This window comes from Providencia sp. wls1916, assembly GCF_009706585.1.
Lineage (GTDB): Bacteria > Pseudomonadota > Gammaproteobacteria > Enterobacterales > Enterobacteriaceae > Providencia > Providencia lanzhouensis.
Map to the genome: position 1 here is coordinate 39,036 of NZ_WLUL01000009.1, position 14,053 is coordinate 53,088.

Genomic DNA, 14,053 nt, shown 5'->3' on the forward strand with positions numbered 1-14,053 from the left:
ATATAACGAATGAAGCCTTCTATTGTCGCAAAACTAGAAGCATTACAAGAACGCTACGAAGAAATTGAAGCGCACCTTGCTGATGCGGGTGTGATTGCTGATCAAGACCGTTTTCGTGCTTTATCAAAAGAATATGCTCAGTTAACGGATGTCGCGAAGTGTTTTACTGCGTGGCGCACCGTTCAGGATGATATCGAAACAGCACAAATGCTGTTAGATGACCCTGAAATGAAAGAGATGGCTCAAGAAGAGTTAAAAGAAGCCAAAGAGCGCAATGAAGAGCTAGAGCAACAATTGCAATTGTTGTTACTTCCAAAAGATCCTGATGATGAATATAACTGCTTTGTGGAAATCCGCGCGGGCGCGGGTGGCGATGAAGCGGCAATTTTTGCGGGTGATTTATTCCGTATGTACAGCCGTTATGCGGAAAGTAACCGCTGGCGCGTTGAACTGATGAGCACCAGTGATGGTGAGCACGGTGGATACAAAGAAGTTATCGCAAAAATTTCGGGTGATAGCGTATATGGTCGCTTGAAGTTTGAATCCGGTGGTCACCGCGTACAACGTGTTCCTGAGACGGAATCACAAGGCCGTATTCATACCTCCGCATGTACTATTGCTATTTTACCTGAACTGCCAGAAGCGGAATTACCGGAAATTAGCCCAGCGGACTTACGTATTGATACATTCCGTTCATCGGGCGCGGGTGGTCAGCACGTTAACACCACCGATTCGGCAATTCGTATTACCCACTTACCAACGGGGATTGTGGTTGAATGTCAGGATGAACGTTCACAACACAAAAACAAAGCGAAAGCGATGTCTGTGTTGGGTGCACGTATTCGCCAAGCTGAAATGGATAAACGCCATGCAGCGGAAGCCTCTGAACGCCGTAACTTATTAGGTTCCGGTGACCGTTCTGACCGTATTCGTACTTATAATTTTCCACAAGGTCGAGTCACTGATCACCGTATCAACCTCACGCTGTACCGTTTGGATGAAGTGATGGAAGGAAAACTGGATGCATTAATTCAGCCTATCATCAACGAATATCAAGCTGATCAGCTTTCTGCTTTATCTGAGCAGGACTAATGCGTTATAGCGAATGGTTACAGCAGGCAGTCGTCAGACTGTCTGCCAGTGATAGCGCTAAACGAGATGCGCAGATCCTGTTGCAGCATACGACAGGGCGCAGTCGTACTTACATCCTCGCTTTCGATGAAACCGAACTAACTCCCCACGAACAGCAACAATTAGAAGCGCTATTAGCCCGTCGTGAACAAGGAGAGCCGATTGCCTACATTGTGGGTGAACGCGAGTTCTGGTCACTGCCGCTATATGTATCCCCCGCAACCTTGATCCCGCGTCCAGATACCGAATGCCTTGTTGAGCAAGCGTTAGCACGCCTTCCTCAAGACGCGTGTCGTATTTTGGATCTTGGCACAGGAACGGGGGCTATTGGGTTAGCCTTGGCGTCAGAGTTACCCAATAGTCGCGTAACGGGCGTGGATTTTAATCCCGATGCGGTGGCGTTAGCGCAACGAAATCAACAACGTTTAGCCATTACAAATATTCAGTTCTCACAAAGTGATTGGTTTACTTCACTACCAAATGAACTATTTGATATGATTGTGAGTAATCCACCTTATATTGATGAGAGTGATATTCACTTGAGTCAAGGTGATGTGCGTTTTGAACCATCAACGGCGTTGATTGCTGATGAGGATGGTTTTTCAGATTTAGCACACATTATTGCCACATCAAAACAATACCTAAAACAACAAGGGTGGCTGCTGCTTGAGCATGGTTGGCAGCAAGGTTTAACAGTGCGAGAGCTGTTTAATGAAAATGGGTACACCAATGTCGAGACCTGTCTGGATTATGGTGGTAAAGAGCGAATTTCCCTTGGCCAATGGAATGGTTAAGCGGGCAATTGCAGTGGAATTGTAATGAAAACAATAGCAAATATTGAGTTTAATCAGCTACCGTTAAGTGAAGGCATTATGATGGTTTCTAACATCATTCGCGCCGATTTTCCCTTTATGCAGGTACAAACGCAATTAGATGATTTAGTCACTAAAGCGCGTGCAGCGATAGATTTGACGGCGGATAACCAGTCAAAGATAGAACAGCTGATTGCACTGTTTTATAGTGAGTGGAAATTTGGTGCGGCGCACGGTGTTTACGCGCTATCTGATATGCTGTGGCTGGATAAGGTTTTAGCCTCTAAGCAAGGTACTCCAGTCTCTCTTGGCTCAATTTTCTTATTTATTGCTGAACAGCTCGATTTAGAGATTGAAGCTGCAATTTTCCCGACTCAATTACTTTTTGTTTCGACAAAACGCGATGGTTCTCAGTGGTTTATTAACCCTGTTAGCGGTGAAACCTTATCACAACATACATTAACTATGTGGTTAAAAGGAACCGTTGATCCATACTCCGAATTTATCTTTGATGAATTGGATGTGGCTGAACATAGCGTTATTGTTCGCAAAATTTTCGACACGTTAAAAGCGGCGCTGATGGAAGAGAAAAAAATGGAGATGGCATTAAAAGTCTGTGAGACATTGCTAATACTCGATCCTGAAGACCCTTATGAAATTCGCGACCGAGGGCTTATCCTCGCGCATTTAGATTGTAACCATGTGGCGCTGAGTGACCTTAACTATTTTGTTGAGCATTGCCCAGAAGACCCTGTGTCGGAAATGATTAAAATTCAAATTTATTCGCTGGATAACCTTCCAGTTGTACTGCATTGATTAACGTATAGACAGTTTTTGTCTTCCTATAAAGGGTAAGAGTATGCAACAGAAAGTAGTCAGTATCGGTGATATTAAGGTCGCAAACGATCTGCCATTTGTTCTGTTTGGTGGCATGAACGTACTTGAATCTCGCGATATGGCGATGAAAGTGTGTGAGCATTATGTCACTGTGACACAAAAATTAGGCATTCCGTATGTATTTAAAGCCTCTTTTGATAAAGCTAACCGATCATCTATTCACTCTTATCGTGGACCGGGCTTGGAAGAGGGGCTGAAAATCTTCCAAGAAATCAAACAGACTTTTGGTGTGAAAATCATTACCGATGTTCATACTCCAGAGCAAGCTCAGCCAGCTGCTGAAGTGGTGGATGTTATCCAACTGCCAGCATTCTTAGCGCGTCAAACTGACTTAGTTGCGGCAATGGCGAAAACTGATGCGGTTATTAACATCAAAAAACCTCAGTTCATCAGCCCGGGACAAATCGGCAACATCGTTGAGAAATTTATCGAAGGTGGTAACGATAAAATTATCCTGTGTGACCGCGGTGCAAACTTTGGCTATGACAACCTAGTGGTTGATATGCTTGGTTTTAATGTCATGATGCAAGCCTCTAACGGCTGCCCAGTTATTTTTGACGTAACACACTCACTGCAATGCCGTGACCCATTTGGCGCTGCATCAGGTGGTCGTCGTGGACAAGTTGCTGAACTGGCAAGAGCGGGAATGGCGGTAGGGTTAGCAGGTCTGTTCCTTGAAGCTCACCCAGATCCAGATAACGCACGTTGTGATGGTCCTTCTGCATTACCATTAAATAAATTAGAGCCATTCTTACAACAAGTTAAAGCCATTGACGAAGTTGTAAAAAGCTTCCCTGCGTTGGACACCAACAGCTAATTATCGCTTCAAATGCAATTAAATGATGTTGTTTCCATGTTCGGCGCTGATCTCCAGCGCCGATATGGTGAAAAAATTCATAAAGTCACCTTACATGGTGGCTTTAGCTGCCCAAACCGTGATGGCACGTTGGGGCGAGGTGGCTGCACCTTTTGTAATGTGTCATCCTTCAGTGATGAAAAACAGTCTGAACAACCCATTACCCTTCAAATCCAGCAACAAATTTCCCGAATCTCTCGAGCCAATCGCTATTTGGCGTATTTCCAAGCCTATACCAGTACATACGACGAAGTATATCGTTTAAAACAGCTGTATGAAGAAGCGCTGCAACAGGCCGATATGGTTGGCTTATGCGTAGGCACTCGCCCTGATTGTGTGCCTGACGCGGTGTTATCTTTACTGGCGGATTATCGCCAGCAAGGTTATGAGATTTGGCTAGAACTTGGCTTACAAACTGCTCACGACAAAACATTGCACCGTATTAATCGCGGTCATGATTTTGCTGCCTATCAAGCGACCACCCAAAAAGCCCGTGCGCTGGGACTCAAGGTTTGTACTCATTTGATTTGCGGCCTGCCAAATGAAAATGCGGCAATGAATATGCAGACGTTAGAGGCGGTTTTGGCGTGTGGTACAGACGGTATAAAATTGCATCCACTGCATATTGTTGAGGGCAGCATTATGGCAAAAAGTTGGCGAGTGGGTCGCATAGACACCCTATCTTTAGAAGAATATACCGCAACTGCGGGGGAGATGATCCGCCATACGCAAACGGATATTCTGTACCATCGTATCAGTGCCAGTGCGAGAAAACCGACTCTATTAGCCCCACAATGGTGTGAAAATCGTTGGGTAGGCATGAACAGTTTGTACCAGTATTTGCTTGCTAATGGTGGGCAAGGCTCTGCGTTATAGCGTCTCAAGAACCGTTTTAAAAATATCATTTATTCATACGAATTCACTTTTATAAATAATAATAAGGCACCTATGTACCCAATCCTCTCTGTTATTAAAAATACCAGCCGCCAATTTTGCTTAGGCGCGGTGGGTTTAATGTTCTCACTACATTCAATGGCGCAATACGATATTACGCCTGAAGATAAGAAAATATTTGAACAGACCAAAACAGCGGCTCAAAACAATGACGCTAAAGCGCAATATGAATTAGCTGGAATGTATTTGTCGGGAATTGGTGTATTACAAAACCAAAACAATGCCAAGTTATGGGCAGAGAAGTCAGCACAAGCAGGCAATGCAGATGCGTATTCATTATTGGCGGATATTACGTTAATTAGTGGGGACAGAACGTTTACTGAGGAATTTGTCAAAGCCCGTGAATATGCGACTAAAGCCGTTGCTGGTGGGAGTATTCGAGGGAAGATAAGTTTAGCAGAAACGTTGATTACACCTGAGTCAGGTGATGTTGATTATCCGCGCGCCATTACGCTACTTGAGGAAGTCAGTGCGTTAAATGATAAAGATTATTTTAATGCGCCTTTATGGTTAGGCATCATTTATTATGATGGTAATGGGGTGCCGCAAGATGAGAAAAAAGCCTTGGAATGGTTTGCGAAAGCCGATGCATTAACCTTCGCTGGCTTTGCAGAAGGTATGGCTTCATTTCAATTTAATGATGGTAACAATGGTGCAGTCAGAGATGACGAGCAGAAAGCGACAAAACTCCGCGCAATGGCTTGTGAATTAGGTAAAACCGAAGGTAATGAAATGTACTGCTACTGATTTTTAGCGTACATGATGGAATTAAAAATGCCGCCCTTGTTAAGTCAGTGCGGCATTTTTATTGTCAGCGTTAAGTTAATAACACGGTAGCACTGTTATGACTGAAGCTGCTTTTTATTTTCCTGGATCTGATGAACTTCTTCTAATGCACTTTTCAGTGAATTTTGGAAGCTCAGCACGCCATCAATCGGACGAACATTGGCACGCGCTAATGTTTTCAGTGGTTGGAATGGAATATCGCACACAATAATGTGGGTGTCTTTACGAACGATATCAATAAATTTATGGAAAGCTTCTAGCCCCCCTGCATCAAATACAGGTACGGCATCCCACTGCATCACAATTGTTTCATAACCGTGACTTTTTACCCGCAGCTCATCAAAAATACGCTCTGCGGCGGCAAAGAACAGGGGACCATTCACTCGCACAACCAGCAGGCTTTTATCTTCTTGAGTCTCTGGTAGTTGGGTTACTCGTGTCATATTGGCAATTCGGCGCATAAACAGCAGTGATGCGATAACAATTCCGACAGTGATAGCAATAACCATGTCAAATAGGACAGTCAATGACATACACAGCAGTAAAACAATAATGTCATCTTTTGGCGCGCGGCGGATCAACGTAAACACTTTGCCAGCGGCACTCATATTCCACGCCACAATTAGTAGCAGTGAGGACATAGCAGCGAGCGGTAAATAGGAGAGCAATGGTGCAAGAATAAGCAAGGTCAGCAATACTAAAATAGAGTGCACAATAGCCGATATAGGGGATGTTGCACCAGCGCGGACGTTTGCAGCCGAACGGGCAATCGCCGCGGTTGCGGTGATCCCTCCAAAGAATGGGGCGGCAATATTCCCTAATCCCTGACCAATAAGCTCACTATTGGAATGGTGTTTTTTCCCCGTCATGTTGTCGAGCACGACGGCACACAATAGGGATTCAATTGCACCAAGAACAGCCATTGACAAAGCGGCAGGCATCAATGCGGTGATCATCGACCAACTGATGGGCGCACTACCCGGTAACTCCCAAGGCAACATAAACTGCGGCAGAATAGGCGGAATACCGTTACCTTGAGTTCCATCCGGTAATAAATAGCTAAATTTAGAACCGATAGTTTCTACCTGAATATCAAACAGGGTTAGCACCCACATGATCAGGGTGCCGACAATAATTGCAGGCAAGTGTCCCGGTAGGCGAACTTTGAGTTTAGGCCAGAAAACCAGCACTAATAAAGTCGCAAGCCCAATCAAGGTGTCACTGTATTGTAGGGTTGGAAATGCTTTAGACAGCGCAATCACTTTATCGACATAGTTTTCAGGAACATGCTCCATGTGCAGACCAAAAAAATCTTTGATTTGCATGGTCGCAATCGTAATCGCAATCCCCGACGTGAAGCCAAGCGTGACGGATACAGGAATATATTCGATAAATTTACCGAAGCGAGCAAAACCCATCGCCAGCAAGATAATCCCTGACATCAATGTCGCGACTAATAAGCCACTAAGCCCGTATTGTTGGGATACGGGGTATAAGATAACCACAAAGGCCGCAGTTGGACCAGAAACGCTGTAACGGGAACCACCCGAAATTGCAATGACAATCCCCGCAATGGCAGCGGTGTAAAGACCATATTGAGGTGGAACACCACTGGCTATAGCGAGTGCCATAGCCAGTGGAATTGCAATAATCCCAACGGTAATGCCCGCAATTAAATCCTTCATAAATCGGGCTGCGGTGTATTTCTCTTTCCAACAGGAATCAATCAATGCGCTAAAAGGACGCAATCTATTAATATTTTTTGTACTCATTAAAACCCTACCAAAATAACAGGGTGAAAAATAAACGAAATGAAGGTATGAGGATACGCCTAACTGAATCAAAAAAATGTGTTATTTATCAATGAAACTACAATTATCATAACGTTTTCAGTATCAAAAGTAAAAAAGCGTTATTTACTCCGTTAAATATCATTAAATGTATTTAAAATAATTATTAACTATCGATTTGCTATTTTAAACAGCAATTTAAAAGGTGTGATAATTAATTAATAGTCAATTTACCGTTTATTTAAATACCACCCAAAACAAACTAAAAAATAAGCGAAAATAATAACCATCCCCACAAGAGAACCACGCAATAACTGGTACGCTGAAATAATTTGCGAGTGCCTTCCCAGCGACTTTCCATGCTTCGGTTTTCCCTATTTGGGTTTCTAGAGGATTGAGGAAATAAGAGTCCGAGAGCATTATCAAAGGCTTGGGTATCACCCTGGCGATAAATTAGCCTGAAGAAATGATGGTCAAGCCATAGGCGGAAAATGAAGTATTGGCTGGCAAAAAATAGCCCGACACTCACCGCGAGGCTAAAATGTGAGATTGAATCATGAAGCAGTAAAGCGAATTGACCCAATAACGCGAGGATGGCACCTACGGCAAAATAGCGCCAACTTGCGGTGAATACCACAATCACATCTCCACGGTTTTTATCCATCAATGAACTCATTGCTGTGTTCTCCGTATATGAAATTGCTGATACCAGTGATGTAACTGTTCAACAGTCGCTGAATTTAAAATCACCTGAGGGCGAACTTGTTCCACATGAGCGATTGCCTCATCGATATTTTCCGCCATATTTTGATGTACCATCCAAGCCACTACAACCGTCGCACTACGGGAATAGCCTAACTTACAGTGAACATACACCGAACCACTTTGGGCGAGTCTATCCATGGTCATAACGGCTTTCTCAATATCCTCGGGGCTTAGAGGTAACAAATCAATCTGTGGCTGACTACAATAATTTTTACCTTGGCTGTAGTTATTGCGAGGCCACTCGCAAGTCATATCGAGAACGGCTTGAGTTTGCAGTGGATATAACGGGCGTCCTCCCAAAACTATTTTTTCGTTCACAATACTAGGTTGCTGGCAGCGCTTGGCATAGTAATGATAGGTACCCCAAGCGATCAGGCGATAAGGAAGTAAAACTAATGTGGCAGAAGGAGAAACCTGCCCAGAGGCTGTTTTCTGGAATATCGAAGCACCAGCACCTAAATAGCCTAGTGTGACGAAAGTTAAGGCGATTGCAGGCCATAGGAGCCACCATGTTGCACCTTGCACGAGAAAGGCGAGAGCATAGCAGGCGATAGCGCCGACTCCATAGTTTGTTGCTATTTTCAGGCTACGAGGGCTACCGGTATAGCGCCATTGCCAGCGAGTGTTAATGGGTAACAAGTAGCTGATGATGACACCAACGGCGAAGCCGGTGATCACATCGATAAAATGATGCTGCCATGTGGTGAGAACGGAGAACAAAATAAGGATTGACCAACTGTGCAGTAACCAGCGCCATTGAGTTGGAGTATGTGCTCGGAAGCGTAACCATAGTAACCACAGTAAAATAATATGCAGTGAAGGGGCTTGGTTATAAGGTAAGTCAAACAGCTCTAAGCTATCGAACATCCAGCCGAATGCCCCATTGGTTTCAGGGCGAGGAAAGCTGAACTTAAGTGGAAAAAGTAAAAAGCCGGCACAGGCGATGAGGGAGGCTGCAACTAAACGCAAACCATGGATGCATTGCTCACGGCGGGTAACACAGACAAACAAGGAAAGCCCATAGAACAGGTCGATGCTCCAATAGGGGATAATGGTCCATGGCAAAAATGGAATGTGTGTTTCCCATCCGTATACATAAGAAGGCACATTAGGCAGTGTCGCGGTGTAATTATTGACTTGCCCATAGGTTAAAAAGAAAAAAGGGGCTAAAAATAGCAACCAAACTAACCCATAGAGCCAAATCTGGCGTCGTGATGTCGGGCGCGTATCTTGGGCTAAATGGAGCATGGGTTCGGTTCCTATCCTTATTAATCGCCTCTCGATGCACTGAAGGTACATCAATCAGTCATCTGCAAGCCAAGTGAGCTATTTGCAGGTTAAATGAGAGCTGAGCAGATAAAAATACAGGTTATTGATAATGATACCAATAACCTGTTGGTTAAAAAGATAAATTATTAACGACGCCTTGCAAGGGAAACACTAAAAATGCCCCAGTTATCGATGGACTGCGTGATTTTTTCGAAGCCAGCTTCTTCGACTAAAGCATCCATTTCGCCTTGGCTGCGGCAGCGCATTACCCACGCTTGTCCACCTTGGTGACTTGGCAGTACTCGGGCGATCATTTCAACTTGTGGGTGCCACGGCTGGCAGGTATAGACGAGTAGACCACCAGATGGAATGGCACGAGAAAGCCCATCAAGGGAAGCGCGGATCAGCTCATTGCTTGGGAAAAGCTCATATAGACCGCTGACAATTCCCAACGTCGGTGCAGGAGAAACTGCCGCGAGATCGTCTGCATCAAATGCGTTACCTTCTTCAAAGCGAACTTTATCTTCCAAGTAACGCTCTTTGATATGTAAACGCCCTTGCTCAACGTTAATTGGGCTGTAGTCGCGCAGTAGAACGGAATCGACTTTTCCGTAGTCATTAATGGCATCAAAAATGTAGCGACCTTGACCCGCGGCAATATCCATAATGCGAACAGGCTTCCCGTTATTAGTCAGTTCACGAATAGCTTGGCGAATAATGTTTTCAATATTGACTTTACGCTGGCGGATCCCTTGCCAGCCAATACTGTTGAGGTACTGCCTATCGATAATACGGCCAAATAGACCGGAACCTTGCGCCTCGTTGCGATAGACATAATCGAGGGTAGAGCCGGAATCAAAACCCTTATCGTAGCCGATACGTACACCTTCAGATGCTTTGCCTAATGTGCTCATCGATTTGCTCATGATTTTATAAGCAAGGTTTTTCGGGCAGTATTTAGGCAGTGGCACACTCAATGAGCGGAATGCGTCAGCACTGGTGCTCCAGGTATCTTCGAACTGATAATCATGTTGATACAGTGGCAGAGTGAATAATTTATCAACAAACTGGCGGATCATTTCGATAGGAATATGGCGTTCTTTTTCACCTAATGTATCGTGATAAAAACCAGGAAGAATATGTTTCTCTTTAATTGAGGTATTTAGGCGCTCATAAAATTGATGCTGTGGTTTATGGTGTACCACATAGTCACTACCAGAAATAAACAACTGAGTTGGCAAAGTGATGGCCGCGGCATCCGCTACCACCCGGTCTGCGGTGGTATACAGTTCCAAAAGAATATTCACGGCAATTGGGCGCGTGATCAGTGGGTCATTGTTAAACGAGTGGATACGCTGCTCATCGTGGGTTAAAAACTTGGCTTTTACATAAGAATTCACGTAGAACAAACCGCGAATTTTTTGCATTAACCCTAAGCCTGTACGGGCAAATGGGACGTACAGTTTGACCTTAAATGCAGGTGAGGCTAACACCATACCTCGGATTTTAGGCGCATAGTCATGCACCCACGTAGAGACCAAAACGGCGCCGACACTTTGACCAATAACAATAATGTTTTCGAATGGGATCTGATATTGCTCTGATACGTAATGGACAAATTCATCCACATCGCGGATGGAAGTACCTAGCGATGGGCTGTAGCCACGCGGACCCTCATTACGACCGTGTCCACGAGCATCCCATGCAAACATAGCAAAATCAGGGAGGTTCAACTCATCCACTAAATGCGCAACACGACCAGAGTGCTCATGACCACGGTGAAACAGAATAATGGCTTTATCGGTGATTTGTTCAGTTGGCCAATAACGATAAAACAAATTGGTATGATCACTGGTGGTAAATTGAGATTCGACAACAGGACGCTGAGTCGAATAGTCAGTTTGAGCGTTCATAATTATTCCTTAATTATTTTCCGATACTGCACTTAATTCAGTCAGTGCGCGGCGAATACGGTTATAGCAGGTATAGGACAACAGCAAGGCAAAGATGACAAACAGGATATTGATCCAACTTGCGGTCATCAGTTGCGGAAAAATACAGACAAACAACCCGAGCGCGCCAAAAACAAAAGCACGATCGCTTTTGCCTACGGGACCATCATAACGCCGAGATGCGCCAATCGCTTGAGCAATGACGCCGATAAATTCAGTCAAAACGCTGAGGAATAGGATCAGTAAAATCCACCAAAATGCATGCGGGAAAATCAGCACGAAAGGCAGGTATAAGGCAACATCAGAAATGACGTCGCCTAACTCATTTAGCATTGCTCCAAGGTGACTTTTTTGGTTATGTTCACGTGCCAGCATGCCATCAATAGCATTGAGCGCCATGCGAATGAAAAGGACAAACGGCAGCAGGATAAACAAATAAGGGCTAGGGAAAATGGCTAATAGAGCACCAACGATAATGGATAACCCTAATGCTGCGAGGGTGACTTGGTTGGCTGTAATTCCCGCCTCAAAGAGCTGACGAACGATAGGGCGTAACAGATTCTGAAACTTCGGTTTCAGATCATAAATGGTCATTCACTCATCCTTAAAATATGCCGCATAGTGTGCAGTTTAGTGCTATATCAATACGCGATTATGTTTTAGCTGCAATAAGAGCTGTCCTAAGTTCACTGTTACAACTATTTATCGTGATAACTATTCACCGTGACAGCAATTTATCGTTACAGTGATTCATAGTGACAACAAAAAGAGACTCAACGATTACTTCCTAAAAGAGCAACTGAGAATTTAGAGGGAATGGATAGAAAAAAGTTCGCGTGTTTCAAAAAAGAAAAGACGCGCAGCCTTTAAAGAAAATGCGCGTTTTCTGAGGGTTAAATAGAATAAGCCATATCCAATTCATGAGTGGCTTTATTATTATTGCACTTATGATTAAGAGTAGAACGCATGCGTTTAAATTGGCTTGGGGTCATATTAGTGAGTTCTTTAAATTTACGGCAGAATGCGCTGTGGTCGGCGTAGGCACATTTAATGGAAATATCCGTAATCGAATAGTCTTCTTCTAATAATTCAATCGCGTGTTCAAGGCGTTTCTTTTGAATATATTGTTGGGGAGTAATATGAAATACCGTTTTAAATTGACGATTGAGTTGTGATAATGACAACCCTGAAATCTCAGCCAGAGTCGTTATTTTAATGGCAGTATCAAAATGCTGACTAATATAGTGTTCAACGCGTCCCAATTGACCATTTAATTTTGGACTCACTGATTTTTCATCCTGCAAATCTACCGAAATTCCCGCAACACCGATAACCTGATTTTTAGTATCAAAAATCGGCACCTTGGTTGTTAAACACCAGCCTAATAACCCTGCCTTATAGAGATGTAATTCTAGTTTATTGATAACACTGATTTTTTTCTGCATAACCAAATAATCTTGAGAGCTATAACTTTGGCCTAAATCTGCATGGAAGATATCTTCTGCAGTTTTTCCTATTACGCCATTTGGTTGATCAACTTTACACCGTTTAGCCAAGTTTTCATTGGCAAGTAAGTATTTGGCATTACGGTCTTTAACGAAAAAAGTCACATTAGGAAGCGTATTAATCAGTGGCATCACTAACCCAAGATGATTTAACAAATTATTAATATTATCTACGGGAAAAAGCATGTTTTCCTGACTAATCAACAACAGTTTATTTAAATCAATCATATTGCGCTCCAATGCATTCAACTAATTTTAATAGTTATCTGAAATGTTTTTAAATTGTGCAGAAATACGCATGGGTTGATTCGAAAGATATCAAGAGTTGTTTACATAAATCAAGCATTCTATTAACAAATGATATTAATAAGGATGAACTGATGCAGAGTAAATATAAGAAAATTGAAGTCATTGACTCTCATACCGCAGGAGAACCGACACGTTTAGTAATTGAGGGTTTTCCTGATTTAGGGAATGCAGACATGGCGTCGCGCCTGCAAAAATTACGTACGGAATATGATCATTGGCGCTGCACAACGATTTTAGAACCACGTGGAAATGACATTTTAGTGGGCGCATTACTTTGCAAACCAGTGAATCCGAAAGCTGCCGCCGGGGTGATTTTCTTTAATAACGAAGGCTACTTAGGTATGTGTGGTCACGGCACCATTGGTTTGGTCGCATCATTGCATTACTTAGGGCGCATAGGTTACGGGGAGCATTTAATTGAAACCCCTGTCGGGGATGTGACCGCTAAATTACATGAAGATGGTAGCGTGAGCATTCAAAACGTCTACGCATACCGCTATCGCAAAGCCGTCCAAGTCAACGTGCCGGAGGTTGGGCTAGTGACTGGGGATATTGCATGGGGAGGAAACTGGTTTTTCCTCGTCGAAAATTCACCACTCGCTATCCAGTATAGGAACGCGAAGGCGCTGACTGAAATCTGTTTGAAAATCAAACAAGCCCTTGTTGACCAAGGTATTTTTGGTAAAGATAACCAAGAAATCGACCACATCGAACTATTTGGTCATTGCGAAGATGCGGATAGCCAAAGTTTTGTTTTATGCCTGGGCGGTGCCTATGACCGTTCTCCTTGTGGTACGGGAACAAGTGCCAAGCTGGCGTGTCTTGCGGCAGACAACAAACTCGCGGAAGGCAAAATTTGGCGTCAGGCAAGTGTCATCGGTAGCCAATTCCAAGCTAGCTATCAGATTGCAGATGCTAATGGCATCATCCCGACTATTCGCGGAAATGCCTATATCAGCGGCGAAAATACCTTGTTGATCGATAAAAACGACCCGTTCCGCTTTGGGATCACGGTGGAGTGAGGTAA

The 14,053-nt window shown here is 43.8% G+C and carries 13 protein-coding genes; 7 read left to right on the plus strand and 6 right to left on the minus strand.

Going from position 1 to position 14,053, the window contains the following annotated elements; all coding sequences use genetic code 11:
• The first annotated feature begins 9 nt into the window (after positions 1 to 9).
• From prfA to GKR61_RS03450, 6 genes are all read left to right on the plus strand, one after another.
• Positions 10 to 1,092 carry a peptide chain release factor 1 gene (gene prfA, locus GKR61_RS03425; protein WP_036954647.1) on the plus strand — a complete coding sequence of 361 codons (1,083 nt, stop codon included), beginning with the start codon at positions 10 to 12 and terminating at the stop codon, positions 1,090 to 1,092.
• The gene (gene prmC, locus GKR61_RS03430; protein ID WP_036954644.1) at positions 1,092 to 1,925 is read left to right on the plus strand and encodes a peptide chain release factor N(5)-glutamine methyltransferase; all 834 of its coding nucleotides are present in this window, start codon (positions 1,092 to 1,094) and stop codon (positions 1,923 to 1,925) included. Before prfA ends, prmC begins: the two co-directional genes overlap by 1 nt.
• Positions 1,926 to 1,949: 24 nt before the next feature.
• Positions 1,950 to 2,759, plus strand: a complete 810-nt coding sequence (locus GKR61_RS03435) for a transglutaminase family protein (protein ID WP_036954641.1) — start codon at positions 1,950 to 1,952, stop codon at positions 2,757 to 2,759.
• A gap of 43 nt (positions 2,760 to 2,802) precedes the next feature.
• On the plus strand, positions 2,803 to 3,657 hold the full coding sequence (kdsA, locus tag GKR61_RS03440; protein ID WP_036954638.1) for a 3-deoxy-8-phosphooctulonate synthase: 855 nt from the start codon (positions 2,803 to 2,805) through the stop codon (positions 3,655 to 3,657).
• A 12-nt stretch (positions 3,658 to 3,669) separates the two neighbouring features.
• Positions 3,670 to 4,572 carry a TIGR01212 family radical SAM protein gene (locus tag GKR61_RS03445; protein WP_154599326.1) on the plus strand — a complete coding sequence of 301 codons (903 nt, stop codon included), beginning with the start codon at positions 3,670 to 3,672 and terminating at the stop codon, positions 4,570 to 4,572.
• Positions 4,573 to 4,644: 72 nt separating this feature from the next.
• Positions 4,645 to 5,397 carry a tetratricopeptide repeat protein gene (locus GKR61_RS03450; protein WP_036954628.1) on the plus strand — a complete coding sequence of 251 codons (753 nt, stop codon included), beginning with the start codon at positions 4,645 to 4,647 and terminating at the stop codon, positions 5,395 to 5,397.
• Between the two features lie 95 nt (positions 5,398 to 5,492).
• On the opposite strand, the gene dauA is transcribed toward GKR61_RS03450, so the two are convergent.
• From dauA to GKR61_RS03480, 6 genes are all read right to left on the minus strand, one after another.
• Positions 5,493 to 7,208, minus strand: coding sequence for a C4-dicarboxylic acid transporter DauA (gene dauA, locus GKR61_RS03455; protein ID WP_154599325.1), 1,716 nt, complete (start codon positions 7,206 to 7,208; stop codon positions 5,493 to 5,495).
• Positions 7,209 to 7,488: 280 nt separating this feature from the next.
• On the minus strand, positions 7,489 to 7,902 hold the full coding sequence (locus GKR61_RS03460) for a hypothetical protein (protein ID WP_036954619.1): 414 nt from the start codon (positions 7,900 to 7,902) through the stop codon (positions 7,489 to 7,491).
• The gene (locus tag GKR61_RS03465) at positions 7,899 to 9,239 is read right to left on the minus strand and encodes a phosphatase PAP2/dual specificity phosphatase family protein (RefSeq protein ID WP_036954615.1); all 1,341 of its coding nucleotides are present in this window, start codon (positions 9,237 to 9,239) and stop codon (positions 7,899 to 7,901) included. The genes GKR61_RS03460 and GKR61_RS03465 overlap by 4 nt, the downstream gene beginning before the upstream one ends.
• Positions 9,240 to 9,406: 167 nt before the next feature.
• Positions 9,407 to 11,173, minus strand: a complete 1,767-nt coding sequence (locus GKR61_RS03470) for a bifunctional alpha/beta hydrolase/class I SAM-dependent methyltransferase (RefSeq protein WP_036954612.1) — start codon at positions 11,171 to 11,173, stop codon at positions 9,407 to 9,409.
• Between the two features lie 9 nt (positions 11,174 to 11,182).
• Complete coding sequence (locus GKR61_RS03475) at positions 11,183 to 11,806, minus strand: CDP-alcohol phosphatidyltransferase family protein (protein WP_036954608.1); 624 nt, start codon at positions 11,804 to 11,806, stop codon at positions 11,183 to 11,185.
• A gap of 299 nt (positions 11,807 to 12,105) precedes the next feature.
• Positions 12,106 to 12,945: an AraC family transcriptional regulator gene (locus GKR61_RS03480; protein ID WP_154599324.1), complete on the minus strand. Its 840-nt coding sequence runs from the start codon at positions 12,943 to 12,945 to the stop codon at positions 12,106 to 12,108.
• Positions 12,946 to 13,097: 152 nt separating this feature from the next.
• Between GKR61_RS03480 and GKR61_RS03485 the strand changes: the two genes are divergently transcribed.
• Positions 13,098 to 14,048, plus strand: coding sequence for a 4-hydroxyproline epimerase (locus GKR61_RS03485; protein ID WP_154639548.1), 951 nt, complete (start codon positions 13,098 to 13,100; stop codon positions 14,046 to 14,048).
• Positions 14,049 to 14,053 lie beyond the last annotated feature (5 nt).

Coding starts and splice junctions, on each gene's coding strand:
- GKR61_RS03480 (WP_154599324.1), bottom strand. CDS start 12,945: ATGATTGATTTAAATAAACTGTTGTTGATTAGTCAGGAAAACATGCTT.
- dauA (WP_154599325.1), bottom strand. CDS start 7,208: ATGAGTACAAAAAATATTAATAGATTGCGTCCTTTTAGCGCATTGATT.
- GKR61_RS03460 (WP_036954619.1), bottom strand. CDS start 7,902: ATGAGTTCATTGATGGATAAAAACCGTGGAGATGTGATTGTGGTATTC.
- GKR61_RS03485 (WP_154639548.1), top strand. CDS start 13,098: ATGCAGAGTAAATATAAGAAAATTGAAGTCATTGACTCTCATACCGCA.
- GKR61_RS03445 (WP_154599326.1), top strand. CDS start 3,670: ATGCAATTAAATGATGTTGTTTCCATGTTCGGCGCTGATCTCCAGCGC.
- kdsA (WP_036954638.1), top strand. CDS start 2,803: ATGCAACAGAAAGTAGTCAGTATCGGTGATATTAAGGTCGCAAACGAT.
- prmC (WP_036954644.1), top strand. CDS start 1,092: ATGCGTTATAGCGAATGGTTACAGCAGGCAGTCGTCAGACTGTCTGCC.
- GKR61_RS03435 (WP_036954641.1), top strand. CDS start 1,950: ATGAAAACAATAGCAAATATTGAGTTTAATCAGCTACCGTTAAGTGAA.
- GKR61_RS03465 (WP_036954615.1), bottom strand. CDS start 9,239: ATGCTCCATTTAGCCCAAGATACGCGCCCGACATCACGACGCCAGATT.
- prfA (WP_036954647.1), top strand. CDS start 10: ATGAAGCCTTCTATTGTCGCAAAACTAGAAGCATTACAAGAACGCTAC.
- GKR61_RS03470 (WP_036954612.1), bottom strand. CDS start 11,173: ATGAACGCTCAAACTGACTATTCGACTCAGCGTCCTGTTGTCGAATCT.
- GKR61_RS03475 (WP_036954608.1), bottom strand. CDS start 11,806: ATGACCATTTATGATCTGAAACCGAAGTTTCAGAATCTGTTACGCCCT.
- GKR61_RS03450 (WP_036954628.1), top strand. CDS start 4,645: ATGTACCCAATCCTCTCTGTTATTAAAAATACCAGCCGCCAATTTTGC.